Here is a 12,886-nt window from a genome sequence, read left to right on the forward strand (position 1 = left end):
GAAAAGCAGGGCCGGAGCCCTGCTTGGTTTGGATAACAAGGTCAGCCCTGATCGCCACCACCCACCGGCAATATGGTACCGGTGATATAGGAGGCCTCGTCCGAGGCCAGAAAGAGTATGGCATTGGCCTGCTCTTCCGGCACGCTGTAGCGTTTCATGAACGTCGAGTCGATGGTCTGGTCAACAATCGTCTGATACCAGTCCTTCTCCTGCTGATTCATGGTTTCGCTGTTACGCGGAATGCGTCGTTCACCCACATCGGTTCCGCCCGGCGCCACCGCGTTGACCCGGATGCCGTGTTTGGCATTTTCAAATGCCATGCATACGGTCATGGCGTTCACGCCCCCCTTGGCCGCAGCGTAGGGCACACGGTTAAGGCTTCGGGTTGCGCAGGAGGACACGTTGACAATCACGCCGCCCTGCTGTTTCTGCATCTGTGCCAGCACGGCGTGACAGCACCAGAGGGTCGGAAACAGAGAACGGCGAATCTCGGCTTCGATCTGTTCTTCTTCGTAGGCTTCATAGGGTTTGGCCCAGATGGTACCACCCACGTTGTTGACCAGAATATCGATGCGACCGAAATGGCTCACAGCCGCATCCACCGCCTTGCAGGCCCCTGCATACTGCTCCAGATCCGCATTGATGATCTGGGCCTCAACGGCACCGGCGGCCAGCGCTTCTTCGGCCACTTCTTTAACAATCTCGGAGCGGTCTACAAGCAGCAGGCTGGCCTTTTCGGCGGCCATCTGCAGGGCAACGGCACGACCAATGCCCTGGGCCGCGCCGGTGACAACAACCACCTTGTTTTCGAAACGTTCAGCTCTCATGGAATCGTCCTTACTTGCTGGCTGCAAACTTTTCATAATGGAAGCTGGCCGGCTGAATGCCCTTTTCCTGCATATGGCTGTTCACCGCTTCTACCATCGGCGGCGGACCGCAGAGGTAGATATCCACATCGCCGTCATGCAGATGACCGGGCTCCATGTGGTTGGTGACATAACCTTTCTGCGGCCAGCTGCTCTCTTCAGAGGCGACGCAAGCACTGAAGGTGAAATTGTCGATGGCCGCTGCAAAGGCTTCCAGCTTGTCCATTTCCACCAGATCGGTGTCGTGGGTGACGCCGTAGATCAGATGGATCGGGTACGAGCTACCGACCTGCTGAATCTTCTCCAGCATTGCCAGGAAGGGTGCCAGACCGGTACCGCCAGCCAACATCAACACCGGACGCTTGATATCGCGCAGGTAGAAGCTGCCGAAAGGACCACGCAGGGTGATGCTGTCACCAACACTGGCCTTCTCGGCCATATAGGTACTCATCAGGCCTTCTGGCACAACACGGATCAGGAAAGAGACCGACTCGTCAGTCTGGTTAACCATGGAGCTGAAAGAGTAGGCACGGGACTGATCGGTACCCGGCACCTGTACGTTGACGTACTGCCCCGGCAGGAAATGCATGGCACGCACCTGATCACCGGCCACCGTGAATGACAGGGTGGAATCAGACAGACGGTTGATATCGGTGAGTTTAGCATGCACATCCGCCTGCTGACTGCGCACACAAACTTCAGACGAGGCCGGCACGGTAACCACACAATCCGACTCCGGAATCATGCGACAGGTCAGCACGTACTGCTGCTCTGCTTCCTGATCGGACAGCGCATCCTCGATATAGCCATCCATCTCATAGCTGCCCGACTCGCAGTGACATTTGCAGGTACCACAGGCACCGTCACGGCAATCGAGCGGAATATTGAGCCCGGAACGATAGGCGGCATCGGCCACCGTTTCCATCGGCAGGGTCGTAATGAAGCGGGTGACACCGTCTTCAAAGTTGAGCGCTACTTTATACATTGTGTGCTACCTCGGTCCCCTTCAGGGGTGTCGATGACACCCCGAGGGACACTTGTTATGTTGGGCCGGGATCAGAGGTGATAGATATCCACAACGTGGTGGATATAGTCGTTCTTGAGCACGACCTTCTTGCGCTTGATCTTCAGCTTGCCGTCTTCGCCACGGATCAGGGTGACAAACGCGGTACCGAAGTAGGTATCCACGGTGTTGTAGCGCACGCTGTTGGTCATCCAGCTATAGCGCACTTCAGCGTCATTGTCCGATGCAGCAAACACTTCCAGGTTGCTCAGCATGTGCTGGGTGCGCGGCTCCGGCAGCGAGCTGGCGCTGGAGCGGTCGGTACGAATGCGGAATACACGGTCTTCCAGACCATCACGACGGGCGTAGTAGATCAGGGAGATCTCGGACTGCGGGTCCTCGGTCAGCTCACCATCCACATCCCAGCTCGGCACCCAAAACTCGGCGCCCTTGTCGTAGTGCTCCAGCCAGTTGTCATAGTCCTTGTCATCCAGCGCACGCTGCTCAGAGTGCAGGAAATCACGAATTTCGTCGTAGCTGATAGTCATGGCTTACTCCCCCTTTTCCTTGCGTGCCGCTTCGGCCAGCACTTTCTGCCAGTAGTGATGCTGAACGATGTAGAGACCTTCGTCTTCGGACTTTGCGCCGCTTAAAATAGGACTTAAATTTAGAGACTTAGCATTTTCGTCTGCACCATATACCCAGTGCTCAGCCCCCCTTGAAAGATCATTCCAAGGGAGTTTTTTTGCATTAAACCCTTCTTGACATGCACGAAACTCTTCAAGGTCATCAGGGGTAGCCATGCCTGAAGCATTAAAGAAATCTTCATATTGTCTGATGCGATGAGCACGAGCTTCATTAGTCTCACCTTTTGGAGCAAAGCAGTATATCGTCACTTCAGTTTTATTAACTGATACAGGCCTAAAGTGTCTTATTTGTGTACTCATTTGATCCATTAGAAAAACATTTGGATATAAACAAAGATTTCTAAGGTTAGAAATCATCCAATCAGCCTTATAAATACCGTGTTTTTCCACCAACTCGTTTCTTTTTTCGAATAGTGGACGGTCTTCAGGGTTTGGAAATTGCATCCATAGTAATATATGTCCATTTTCAAATGCATAAGAACCACCTTGCTGCTTATTCCAAGTACCAACATCCATAGCCTTGACATCATCAGCAGACAATCCGGTCTTTCTTCGACCCAATGTAGAAACATAATTCCAGTGAGTCGCGGAAACATGGTATCCATCCGCACCATTCTCGGCCTGCATCTTCCAATTTCCATCATAAATATAGGTAGATGATCCCCTAAGGACCTCAATGCCATCTGGAGATTGGTCCACTATCATGTCGATAATTTTAGCTGCGTCACCTAAATGCTCTACCAACGGTTTAACTTCATCGTTCAACGAGCCGAACAGGAAACCGCGATAGTTTTCCATTCGGACCTTTTTCAGGTCGTGGGAGCCTTCGCAGTTGAAGGAATCCGGGTAACCTGCGTCGTTGGGGTCCTTGACCTTGACCAGCTTGCCGGAGTTGTTGAAGCTCCAGCCGTGGAACGGACAGGTGAAGACGGCCTTGTTGTCCTTCTTCTTGCGGCAGAGCACAGCGCCACGGTGGCTGCAGGCGTTGATGAAGCAGTTCAGCTCGCCATCCTTGTTGCGGGTGATGACGATGGGCTGACGACCGATGTAACCGGTGAAGTAGTCATTAGGGTTGGCGACCTGGCTTTCGTGCGCCAGATAGACCCAGTTGCCTTCAAAGATGTGCTTCATCTCGAGCTCGAACAGCTCGGGATCGGTGAACATGTCGCGACGACCGCGATAAAGGCCTTTTTCTTTATCGACCTCCATCATGCCGCCCACTTTTGCTATCAGATTGTCTTGCATGGCGATGCCCTCCTTATTGTTTGCCTCAGATTAGAGGGCGGTGCCTACGCTCACTATCCAGCCAGTGCCATTCTTTATCCCATACTTGCAGCGGGTGCATTTCGATCTGCGCTTGTAGTGGTTTAAAAACATCGAGTAGATTGACACACAGGGGCCACCTCATCCCTCTCACAGAATCGTGCGTACGGACATCGTATACAGCTCATATCATTAATTGACCCAAAGGATAGGGACAGAGATGCTGGTTCTCACTTGGGTCAAGTCCATTAACCCTAGTTCTTCATGCAGATAAGCGTTGGGGATCAACTGGTGAGCCAGTGGAGACGCCGCATTGTGCCAGCTGTTCACCTTGATCGACTTGAACGGCGGACGATAGCCCAACTGTTCCAGTCGGCGATGCAGCCGGCTCGGCCTCTACCACTGTTTGAGCTGTAGGCAGCGTAAACGTCGCCCCAGCCAGCCCATCACCTGTTTCAATATGCGCGCACAGTCGGCGACGGAAGTAGTTGGCGAAGCCCCGCAGCACGGGATTCAATTCGTGGATGGTATCTACAAGCCCTATGCCACGGTTTCGCTTAGTCAGCGCTTTCAGCTTCTCTTTGAGTTTCAGCACCTTCTTGTCCTGAATGCGTGTGTAATCTGTATGGATTACGACACCCAGGAAATTTAAGGCGGATCAGGTTCGATAGTCAGATCACTGCGGGCATACACCCGGCAGGCCAGCACAGTGCCTTCGGCCTCCTGTTCAGGAGATACCCAGGCCCTGCTCATCCGCTTGCTGAAATACTCACCCTTTATAATCCGGATGCGGCATTTGCCACAGCCACCGCCACGACAGCCAACCGGTATCAATACCTGCCCGGCCCGCTCCATGGCGACCAGCACACTCAATTCCGAGCAGGCGTTGAAATAGGTCTGCTCATCCGCCAACTCAATGTTATGGCGCTGGGGTGTCTCCGGAGTTGATGCGTTATAGTTGTTATTCATGTTCAGACCTCACGTGATGCCTGATAATCCCGTCTCGGGGCCAGTGTTTCCACCACCCCTGATGGAAACATGTAATCCCGAAAGCGGGTGAATTCATTTTAAAAGTCAATCAACTTGATTCATTTCCTGTTTCATCAAGAAAGTCATTCACTAATCTTACAAAACGTTCAGAATGTTCAATTTGCGTCCAATGACCGCAACAGCCGAACACATGTAGCTGTGAATTTTTAATCCATTCATGCAAAGTTAACGATGCACTCAAAGGTATAACCTGGTCTTCACGACCATGCAGAATCAATGTTTCATGAGGTAACAGGCGCACTTTATCCTCAGGGCTGCTTAGTTCGTTGATACCGTTCTGCCGAGGTGGGGGAAACATCTGGGAAAACGCTTCCTGGAAGCCAGGGCGAATACTGGCCTGATAACGCAGTTCAGCGAGATCATCGGTTACAAGCGTGCGGTCATAGGCAAATATATCAAGCAACCTGCGCATATTGTCGATCGAGGGGGTATATCCCCACACAGCGTCGAGCCCTTCGGTCAAAGCAAAGGGGGTTCCCGCGCTACCCATCAAAATTAAACGCCTGACCCGCTCCGGGTACGCCAAAGCCAAAGCCAGTGCAATACCACCACCAAATGAGTTTCCTAATAGATCGACCTGATCAAGGCCTAACGCATCAAGTACACCTACTGCATGTTTTACCCAAAGCTCGCGATTGTAGGTGATACCCTCAGGACGCGCAGAATAGCCAAAACCCAGCATATCTGGCGCAACTATACGCCGTGATTTTGCGAGTTCTGGCATAACTAATCTCCAGTTTGCCCAAGCAGTCACACCGGGACCGGAGCCATGGATCATCATAAGCGGAAAACCATCACCGTAATCATGCAGATTCGTTTCAAAACCCGCTGCAGTGATCATCTGGGCAATTTCAGGGTTATCAGTATTCAGTTCCATTGTGAGCTCTCTTCGTTATTTTTAGATGATGGGCAGATCACGCATGGTTAACGTGCTTTGTTTCTGAGACCTTGGACATGGTCAGTGCCAGGTCTTCAATCATGTCTTCCTGTCCGCCTACAGTGCCGCGACGGCCCAGCTCGACCAGAATGTCGCGCGCCGAGATGGCGTACTTCTTCTCCGCTCGCCCCGCGAACAGCAGGAACGACGAGTACACACCAGCATAGCCCAGCGTCAGGGCGTTGCGGTCCACGCGGATCGGCTGGTCCATGATCGGTACGATCAGGTCTTCGGCCACATCCATGATCTTGTACAGATCAACGCCTGTTTCCACACCCATGCGGTCCAGTACGGCGCAGAACACTTCCAGCGGGGTGTTGCCGGCACCGGCACCCAGACCCGCTACGGAGCCGTCGATGCGCGAGGCACCGGCTTCGATAGCGGCCAGGGAGTTGGCGATCGCCATACCCATGTTGTGGTGACCGTGGAAGCCGATCTCAATCTCTTTCGGCAGTTCGGCACGCAGCAGACCGATGCGGGCGGTGACGTCATCCGGCAGCATGTAGCCGGCCGAGTCGGTAGCGTAGATGCAGTTGGCGCCGTAGCTGACCATCAGTTTGGCCTGTTCCAGGATCTTCTCCGGGCTGACCATGTGGGCCATCATCAGGAAGCCGACGGTGTCCATTTCCATCTTGGCGGCCATGCCGATATGCTGCTCGGACACGTCCGCTTCGGTGCAGTGGGTGGCCACGCGAATGGTGGAGACGCCGCAGTCCTTGGCCATTTTCAGGTGGTCAACGGTACCGATCCCCGGCAGCAGCAGCGCGGAGATTTTGGCGTTTTTCATTTTGGGCACTACAGCCTTGAGGTATTCCTCATCGCTGTGGGCCGGGAAGCCGTAGTTGACGGAGGCGCCGCCCAGACCATCGCCGTGGGTGACTTCGATCAGCGGCATACCGGCTTCATCCATGCCGGTGGCGATGCGGACCATTTCGTCCAGGCTGATCTGGTGACGCTTGGCGTGCATACCGTCACGCAGGCTCATGTCGTGCAGGGTTACTTTTTTGCCGTTCAGGTTCATGTTCTGTTCTCCCCTTAGCCGCGTGCCGGCAGTGTGATGGTGCCGTTGGCCGCTTCTTCAGCAAACATCTCGGCGGTGCGCAGACCAGCAGCCGTCATGATGTCCAGGTTGCCGGCGTACTTGGGCAGGAAGTCGCCCAGCCCTTCCACCTGCATGAAGCAGGAGACCTTGTTGCCATCAAAAACGGGGCCGTTGACCAGGGTGTAACCCGGTACGTATTTCTGTACCTCTTTCACCATGGCGTGGACGGACTCGGTGATGGCGGCCTGATCCGGCTCGCTCTCGGTGAGGCAGTGGATGGTGTCACGCATCATCAGCGGTGGCTCGGCCGGGTTGATGATGATGATCGCCTTGCCCTCTTTGGCACCGCCGACCTTTTCAACGGCACCGGCCGTGGTGCGGGTGAATTCGTCGATGTTCTGACGGGTGCCCGGGCCTACGGAACGGGAGGAGACGGTGGCGATGATCTCGCCGTATTCAACCGGCTGTACGCGGCTGACGGCAGCGACCATCGGGATGGTGGCCTGGCCACCGCAGGTGACCATGTTGACGTTCATCTCCAGATTCCTGGCGTGGTCAGCCAGATTGACCGGCGGTACGCAGTAGGGGCCGATGGCCGCCGGGGTCAGGTCGACCATGATCACGCCCAGTTCGTTCAGCTTGCGGCTGTTCTCGGCGTGGACATAGGCGGAAGTGGCGTCAAAGGCGACACGGATATCGTCTTCGATCACGTGGGGCAGGATGCCGTCCACGCCGGTGGCGCAGGTCTTGATGCCCATTTCGGCAGCGCGCTTGAGGCCTTCGGACTCGGGGTCGATGCCCACCATCCAGACCGGCTCGATCCACTCGGAACGCTTCATTTTCATCAGCAGGTCGGTGCCGATGTTACCCGGGCCAATAATGACCGCTTTAATTTTAATAGACATAATTATAAAAATTATTAGGATATATTTTATATGGCAAAAATCAGCGTTTATAACAAGAACAACAAATAAAAATTTAATGAAATATTTTCCGAAAAAACATAAGAGAATAATTTCATAAAATACTTTATGATTTTTAGGTTAGTACTGTCATAAAATTTTCATTCAATTTACGGTCATGGTAGAAGATCGCCTTACCCAGCTCACTCATATCCCAGGTTACCGGTTCGTGATCAGGGTAGTGGTAGTCGCCACCGCAGAAGACTTCGTTACGATTGCCTGACGGGTCAAAGAAATAGATGGTCTGGCCGTGGGTCAGGCCGTGGCGGGTCGGACCGATATCAATGGAAGTATCGGTCATGGAGATCAGATCCGCTGCCTTGAGTACATCGTTCCAGGTCTCCAGGTAGAAGGAGACATGGTGGAACTTGCCCGGCTCCGGGTGATCGATAAAGGCGATATCATGTTCCTTCATGCTGGCTGTGAGGAACTGGGCGACACGCTTGCCATCCGGCGTCATCACCTGCTCGGCCAGATCGAAGCCCAGCACATCACGGAACAGGTCAAGCGTGCGATCCAGGTTGGGACCGTACAGCAGGCAGTGATCGAAACGGGTGGCCTGCATGCCCCTGAGACCACGCGGCCAAGCTTCCGGGTTGTGGTTACCCACACCCCATTTGCCGGTTTGCTGCTTGGTGGCAAAAAGTTCAAACGCATGGCCTGTGGGCGCGACAAAGCGCACGCGGCGACCGCAGTCTTTCAGCTCACCCGCGGCAATATCCTCAACTTCGCAGCCAAATTCGACCAGCTCGGCACGCAGGCTATCAACGACTTCTTCGCTAAGACATTTGAAGCCCATGAAATCCATGCCGGCTTCGTCCGCTTCACGCAGCACCACCGAGAACTTGTCCACTTCGGTCCAGCCCTTGAGATAGACGCGGCCCTGATCGTCACGGTCCATTTCAATCAGACCCAGCAGGTCCACGTAGTGCTTGACGGCTTCATCCATATCCAGCACACGAATCTGTACGTGCCCGGGACGCATTACACCTTTTTTCATACCCACCTCTTTTTATGACAACTCTGGCCGCTGCCGGCCCGATTACAACCGAGATCGACTATTACAGACCATAGCGGCGAGTTAAATCCCTTGGGTGCAAGCTTTATCCGCACACTGCACCCCGCAACTTCACTTCAGCGGGGCGCAAATCCAACTCCGAAATGCGGGTTGCAATTTTTGGACACATATCTGCATCTAGCGGCTATTAATACAGGCCTGGGTTCTTTCTAATCATCAGACCATAAAAATAACGTAACGCCGAGAGGTTTATATGTTTAAGATCAAGACTCTGTCTATAGCTGTTTCTACCGGCTTGGCTGCTCTGAGTTTAAGCACATTTGCAATTGCTACAAACGAGCCAGTCAAGATTGGGGTTATGATGCCTTTTAGCGGCATCTATGCAGCACCGGGAATATCAACACGAAATGGATTAAAAATGGCGCTTCAAGAAAGGGCCCCCGACTTACACGGGCGTAATATAGAATATATCGAGATTGATACAGAAGCCCGTCCAGAGCGTGCACCTGAAATTGCCTCCTCCTTACTGAATAATTTTAAAGCCGACTTCATCATCGGCCCTGTCCACTCAGGTGTGGCCATGGGCATGCTCAAGGTACTGCGCGGCAAGGATACCGTGATGATTGTACCCAACGCCGGCGCGGGTCCTGTGACCGGACCTCTGTGTGCACCCAACGTATTCCGCACTTCCTTCTCCTCCTGGCAGCCGTCCTACCCCATGGGCAAGGTGGCACTCGACAAGGGCTACAAGAATGTCGTGACCATGAGCTGGAACTACGGAATGGGTCGCGAGAGTCTGGATGCGTTTGAAGAATCCTTTACTGCCGGTGGCGGCACGATCGTCAAACAGATGCTGGTCCCCTTCCCGCAAACCGAATTCCAGTCCTACCTGTCGGAAATCGCATCGCTCAAGCCTGACGCCGTGTTCGTATTCTTTGCCGGTGGTGGCGCGGTCAAATTCGTCAAGGATTACGATGCACTGGGCCTGAAAGGCAAAATTCCCCTGCTGGGCTCTGGCTTCCTGACCGAGGGCACCATTGAAGCCCAGGGCGCTGCTGCCGAGGGCGTGATGACCACACTGCATTACGCCGACACGCTGGATAATGACCTTAACAACCGCTTCCGCGCCTCCTACAAGGAGCAGTTCGGCAAGCCGTCTGACATTTACGCGGTGCAGGGCTATGACACCGGTCTGCTGATTGCCAATGCGCTGAACCAGCTCAAGGGCGACATTTCCGATCGCGATGCACTGATCAATACCATGGCCAACACCACGATCAACAGCCCGCGTGGCGACTTCACCTTCTCCAAGGCCCACAACCCGGTCCAGAACATTTACCTGCGCACAGTTGAAAACGGCGAGAACAAGGTGATCGAGATCGCATCCCCGATGCTGGAAGATCCGGCTCGCGGCTGCAAGCTCTAAGCCTGCAATACCGGGCGGGGTTTCACCCTGCCCGGTCGTATTAACCTGACTGATCATCCCGGGTTCTGCTATGACCACCTCTTTGTTTTTTGTGCAGCTGATCAACGGCCTGCAGTATGGGCTGCTGCTGTTTCTGATCGCTTCCGGCCTGACGCTGGTGTTCGGCGTGATGGGCATTCTCAACCTGGCGCACGGCTCCATGTTTATGGTCGGCGCCTATCTGGCCTGGTATTTCTTCGAGCATACCGGCAGCTTCGGCATCAGCGCACTGATCTCCGCCGCGATCGCCCTGCTGATCGGTATTACCATCGAACGGGGGCTGATACGCCATCTCTACCGGCGCAACCACCTGGACCAGGTGTTGCTCACCATCGGCATGATCTTTGTCTTCAACGCACTGCAAAGCCTGCTTTGGGGCAACGACCCGCTGGGCGTGCCGGTGCCTCAGGCACTCTCCGGTGCCGTACCGCTGAATGATGTACTGGAGTACCCGGTCTATCGCATTTTTGTTGCCCTGCTCTGCATCGCCATCGCCTTCGTGATGTATTACATGATCAACAAGACCCGGCTGGGCATGCTGATCCGTGCCGGCGAGTCCAACCGTGAAATGGTGGAATGTCTGGGCATCGACATCCGTCGCCTCTACACCATCGTGTTTGCCATCGGCGTGATGCTGGCGGCTGTCGCCGGGGTCGCGTCTGCCCCCATGTCCTCCATCATGCCCGGCATGGGCGAACACGTCTTGATCACCTGCTTCGTGGTGGTCGTGATCGGCGGCATGGGATCGATCAAGGGCGCCTTTGTTGCGGCCCTTCTGGTGGGGCTTGTGGATACCTTCTCGTCCGTTCTGGTACCCCAAATCTCAAGCATGATGATCTACATCCTGATGGCGTTCATCCTGCTGATCAAGCCGCAAGGCTTGTTCTCTTCCTGATCCGGAGTCTGTGTCATGTTGTTCAATAAACGTACCGAACGCATCTTCATCTGGGTGTTCTTTCCCCTGGCCCTGCTGTTGCCGCTGTTTCTGGAACAGAACACCTTCTACGTCAGCAAGCTGACCAGCATCATGATTTTCGCCCTGTTCGTGATGTCACTGGACTATCTGGTGGGCCGCTGCGGTCTGATTACCCTTGGCCACGCCATGTTCTATGGTCTGGGAGGCTATCTGTTCTGGATGCTTGCGCCGGAGTACACCGAGGTGAACTTCTGGGTGTATACCTTCTACGTATGCATGAGTGCGGCCGCCATCGCACTGGTGATCGGCTTTCTGGTACTGCGTACCAACGGCGTCTATATGATCATGATCACGCTGGCCTTTGCCCAGATGGCCTTCTATTTCTTCTCGGACTCCATCAAGTTTGGTGGCAATGACGGGCTGTTCATCTACATGAAGCCCGAAACCAGTATCTTCGGCCTGAGCCTGTTTGATCTGGATAACCCGATCCACTTCTACTACCTCTGCCTACTGTCACTGTTCAACACATTGGTGTTTTTCAAACTGCTGATACGCTCTCGCTTCGGTCGCGTGGTGGATGCCATCCACCAGAATCCGGGTCGCACCACGGCCCTTGGCTACAACATCTTCATGTTCCGCCTGATGAGCTATGTGATCGCATCAGCACTGGGGGCTTACGCCGGCTACCTGTTCACCCTGCAGTATGGTTTCGTCAACCCGTCCATGCTGGCCTGGACTACCTCCGGCTCGGCACTGGTGATGTCAATTCTGGGCGGCATGGGCTCCATCTATGGCGCCATCCTCGGCACCTTGGTGTACGAGGGCCTGCACTACTCCCTGGAGCATCTGACCGAACACTGGATGCTGTTTATGGGCATTCTGATCATCGCAATGGTGATGGTATTCAAGAACGGCATTGCCGGTTATCTGGAGAAACTGCTGGAGAAACGCTCATGACCACAGAGCTGATGCTGGAAACCGAGGGCCTGTGCAAATACTGGGGCGGCCTGAAAGCACTGGATGACATCTCCCTCCAATTTCGTGACAAGGAACTGCACGGTGTTGTCGGACCCAACGGGGCCGGTAAAAGTACCCTGCTGAACCTGCTGTGCGGCCATTACAAACCCACCAGCGGGCGGATTCTGCACAAGGGGGAGCCGATCGAGGCGATCAAGCCACACGCTTTTGCCCGCCGGGGGATTGGTCGCAGCTTCCAGAAAACCAACATCTATCCGGGTGCCACTTGTCTGGAGAATTGTTGTGTGGCGGTACAGCGGCGCATGGGCGGCAACTTCAATTTTCTGCGCTCACGCTACACCCAGAAAGTACTGGACGAGATCGCCACCGAGGCACTGGAAAAGGTTGGACTGGGTGCGCGGCGTGACGAAATCGCATCTCACATCAGTTACGGCGAGCAGCGTCAGCTGGAGATCGCCATGGTGCTGGCAACAGCTCCCGAGGTTCTGCTGCTGGACGAACCGATGGCGGGCATGGGGCATGAAGAGTCGCTGCTGATCATCGAGCTTTTGAAAAAACTGAAGCGGGAATACTGCATCGTGCTGGTTGAGCACGACATGGATGCAGTGTTCGAACTGTCGGACCAGCTCACGGTCATGGTAGACGGCCAGCACCTGACCACCGGCACTGTTGACGAGGTGCGTGATGACCCCCGCGTGAAGGAAGCCTACCTGGGCCAGGGCGACGAGGTATTCTGAAG

General features: G+C 54.5%; 14 protein-coding genes. 4 read left to right on the forward strand and 10 right to left on the reverse strand.

Annotated elements, in window-relative coordinates; all coding sequences use genetic code 11:
• Positions 1-41: 41 nt before the first annotated feature.
• The 10 genes from ABIE61_RS12795 to ABIE61_RS12840 all read right to left on the reverse strand — a co-directional run bounded on the left by ABIE61_RS12795 (position 42) and on the right by ABIE61_RS12840 (position 8,770).
• Positions 42-827 carry a 1,6-dihydroxycyclohexa-2,4-diene-1-carboxylate dehydrogenase gene (locus ABIE61_RS12795; RefSeq protein WP_354410044.1) on the reverse strand — a complete coding sequence of 262 codons (786 nt, stop codon included), beginning with the start codon at positions 825-827 and terminating at the stop codon, positions 42-44.
• 10 nt (positions 828-837) lie between these two features.
• Entirely contained in the window at positions 838-1,851 is a 1,014-nt protein-coding gene (gene benC, locus ABIE61_RS12800; RefSeq protein ID WP_354410047.1) for a benzoate 1,2-dioxygenase electron transfer component BenC, read from the reverse strand.
• 71 nt (positions 1,852-1,922) lie between these two features.
• Positions 1,923-2,417: an aromatic-ring-hydroxylating dioxygenase subunit beta gene (locus ABIE61_RS12805; RefSeq protein ID WP_354410049.1), complete on the reverse strand. Its 495-nt coding sequence runs from the start codon at positions 2,415-2,417 to the stop codon at positions 1,923-1,925.
• A 3-nt stretch (positions 2,418-2,420) separates the two neighbouring features.
• A complete protein-coding gene (gene benA / locus ABIE61_RS12810; RefSeq protein WP_354410051.1) occupies positions 2,421-3,761 on the reverse strand; it encodes a benzoate 1,2-dioxygenase large subunit in 1,341 nt (446 codons plus the stop codon).
• A gap of 280 nt (positions 3,762-4,041) precedes the next feature.
• Entirely contained in the window at positions 4,042-4,374 is a 333-nt protein-coding gene (locus tag ABIE61_RS12815) for a group II intron maturase-specific domain-containing protein (RefSeq protein WP_354410054.1), read from the reverse strand.
• Between the two features lie 53 nt (positions 4,375-4,427).
• The gene (locus tag ABIE61_RS12820) at positions 4,428-4,748 is read right to left on the reverse strand and encodes a 2Fe-2S iron-sulfur cluster binding domain-containing protein (RefSeq protein WP_354410056.1); all 321 of its coding nucleotides are present in this window, start codon (positions 4,746-4,748) and stop codon (positions 4,428-4,430) included.
• Positions 4,749-4,857: 109 nt separating this feature from the next.
• Positions 4,858-5,706 carry an alpha/beta fold hydrolase gene (locus ABIE61_RS12825; protein ID WP_354410059.1) on the reverse strand — a complete coding sequence of 283 codons (849 nt, stop codon included), beginning with the start codon at positions 5,704-5,706 and terminating at the stop codon, positions 4,858-4,860.
• Positions 5,707-5,743: 37 nt separating this feature from the next.
• Entirely contained in the window at positions 5,744-6,787 is a 1,044-nt protein-coding gene (gene dmpG, locus ABIE61_RS12830; protein WP_354410062.1) for a 4-hydroxy-2-oxovalerate aldolase, read from the reverse strand.
• A 14-nt stretch (positions 6,788-6,801) separates the two neighbouring features.
• Positions 6,802-7,713 (reverse strand): acetaldehyde dehydrogenase (acetylating), encoded by a 912-nt coding sequence (locus ABIE61_RS12835; protein WP_354410064.1) that lies wholly within the window; start codon positions 7,711-7,713, stop codon positions 6,802-6,804.
• Between the two features lie 133 nt (positions 7,714-7,846).
• Positions 7,847-8,770, reverse strand: a complete 924-nt coding sequence (locus ABIE61_RS12840; protein ID WP_354410067.1) for a catechol 2,3-dioxygenase — start codon at positions 8,768-8,770, stop codon at positions 7,847-7,849.
• A 271-nt stretch (positions 8,771-9,041) separates the two neighbouring features.
• Here ABIE61_RS12840 and ABIE61_RS12845 point away from each other — a divergent pair, with 271 nt between their 5' ends.
• The 4 genes from ABIE61_RS12845 to ABIE61_RS12860 all read left to right on the forward strand — a co-directional run bounded on the left by ABIE61_RS12845 (position 9,042) and on the right by ABIE61_RS12860 (position 12,884).
• Complete coding sequence (locus tag ABIE61_RS12845) at positions 9,042-10,214, forward strand: ABC transporter substrate-binding protein (protein ID WP_354410070.1); 1,173 nt, start codon at positions 9,042-9,044, stop codon at positions 10,212-10,214.
• 70 nt (positions 10,215-10,284) lie between these two features.
• Positions 10,285-11,148 (forward strand): branched-chain amino acid ABC transporter permease, encoded by an 864-nt coding sequence (locus ABIE61_RS12850; protein WP_354410072.1) that lies wholly within the window; start codon positions 10,285-10,287, stop codon positions 11,146-11,148.
• Positions 11,149-11,163: 15 nt separating this feature from the next.
• Positions 11,164-12,126 carry a branched-chain amino acid ABC transporter permease gene (locus ABIE61_RS12855; protein WP_354410075.1) on the forward strand — a complete coding sequence of 321 codons (963 nt, stop codon included), beginning with the start codon at positions 11,164-11,166 and terminating at the stop codon, positions 12,124-12,126.
• Entirely contained in the window at positions 12,123-12,884 is a 762-nt protein-coding gene (locus ABIE61_RS12860) for an ABC transporter ATP-binding protein (RefSeq protein ID WP_354410078.1), read from the forward strand. The genes ABIE61_RS12855 and ABIE61_RS12860 overlap by 4 nt, the downstream gene beginning before the upstream one ends.
• Positions 12,885-12,886 lie beyond the last annotated feature (2 nt).

This window comes from Marinobacterium sp. MBR-111 (assembly GCF_040547585.1).
GTDB classification, from domain to species: domain Bacteria; phylum Pseudomonadota; class Gammaproteobacteria; order Pseudomonadales; family Balneatricaceae; genus Marinobacterium; species Marinobacterium iners.

What these genes read in the sequence shown, in the direction of transcription:
- ABIE61_RS12805 (WP_354410049.1), bottom strand. Translation starts at nt 2,417, where the DNA reads ATGACTATCAGCTACGACGAAATTCGTGATTTCCTGCACTCTGAGCAG.
- ABIE61_RS12850 (WP_354410072.1), top strand. Translation starts at nt 10,285, where the DNA reads ATGACCACCTCTTTGTTTTTTGTGCAGCTGATCAACGGCCTGCAGTAT.
- dmpG (WP_354410062.1), bottom strand. Translation starts at nt 6,787, where the DNA reads ATGAACCTGAACGGCAAAAAAGTAACCCTGCACGACATGAGCCTGCGT.
- ABIE61_RS12835 (WP_354410064.1), bottom strand. Translation starts at nt 7,713, where the DNA reads ATGTCTATTAAAATTAAAGCGGTCATTATTGGCCCGGGTAACATCGGC.
- ABIE61_RS12840 (WP_354410067.1), bottom strand. Translation starts at nt 8,770, where the DNA reads ATGAAAAAAGGTGTAATGCGTCCCGGGCACGTACAGATTCGTGTGCTG.
- ABIE61_RS12820 (WP_354410056.1), bottom strand. Translation starts at nt 4,748, where the DNA reads ATGAATAACAACTATAACGCATCAACTCCGGAGACACCCCAGCGCCAT.
- benC (WP_354410047.1), bottom strand. Translation starts at nt 1,851, where the DNA reads ATGTATAAAGTAGCGCTCAACTTTGAAGACGGTGTCACCCGCTTCATT.
- ABIE61_RS12825 (WP_354410059.1), bottom strand. Translation starts at nt 5,706, where the DNA reads ATGGAACTGAATACTGATAACCCTGAAATTGCCCAGATGATCACTGCA.
- ABIE61_RS12795 (WP_354410044.1), bottom strand. Translation starts at nt 827, where the DNA reads ATGAGAGCTGAACGTTTCGAAAACAAGGTGGTTGTTGTCACCGGCGCG.
- benA (WP_354410051.1), bottom strand. Translation starts at nt 3,761, where the DNA reads ATGCAAGACAATCTGATAGCAAAAGTGGGCGGCATGATGGAGGTCGAT.
- ABIE61_RS12845 (WP_354410070.1), top strand. Translation starts at nt 9,042, where the DNA reads ATGTTTAAGATCAAGACTCTGTCTATAGCTGTTTCTACCGGCTTGGCT.
- ABIE61_RS12860 (WP_354410078.1), top strand. Translation starts at nt 12,123, where the DNA reads ATGACCACAGAGCTGATGCTGGAAACCGAGGGCCTGTGCAAATACTGG.
- ABIE61_RS12855 (WP_354410075.1), top strand. Translation starts at nt 11,164, where the DNA reads ATGTTGTTCAATAAACGTACCGAACGCATCTTCATCTGGGTGTTCTTT.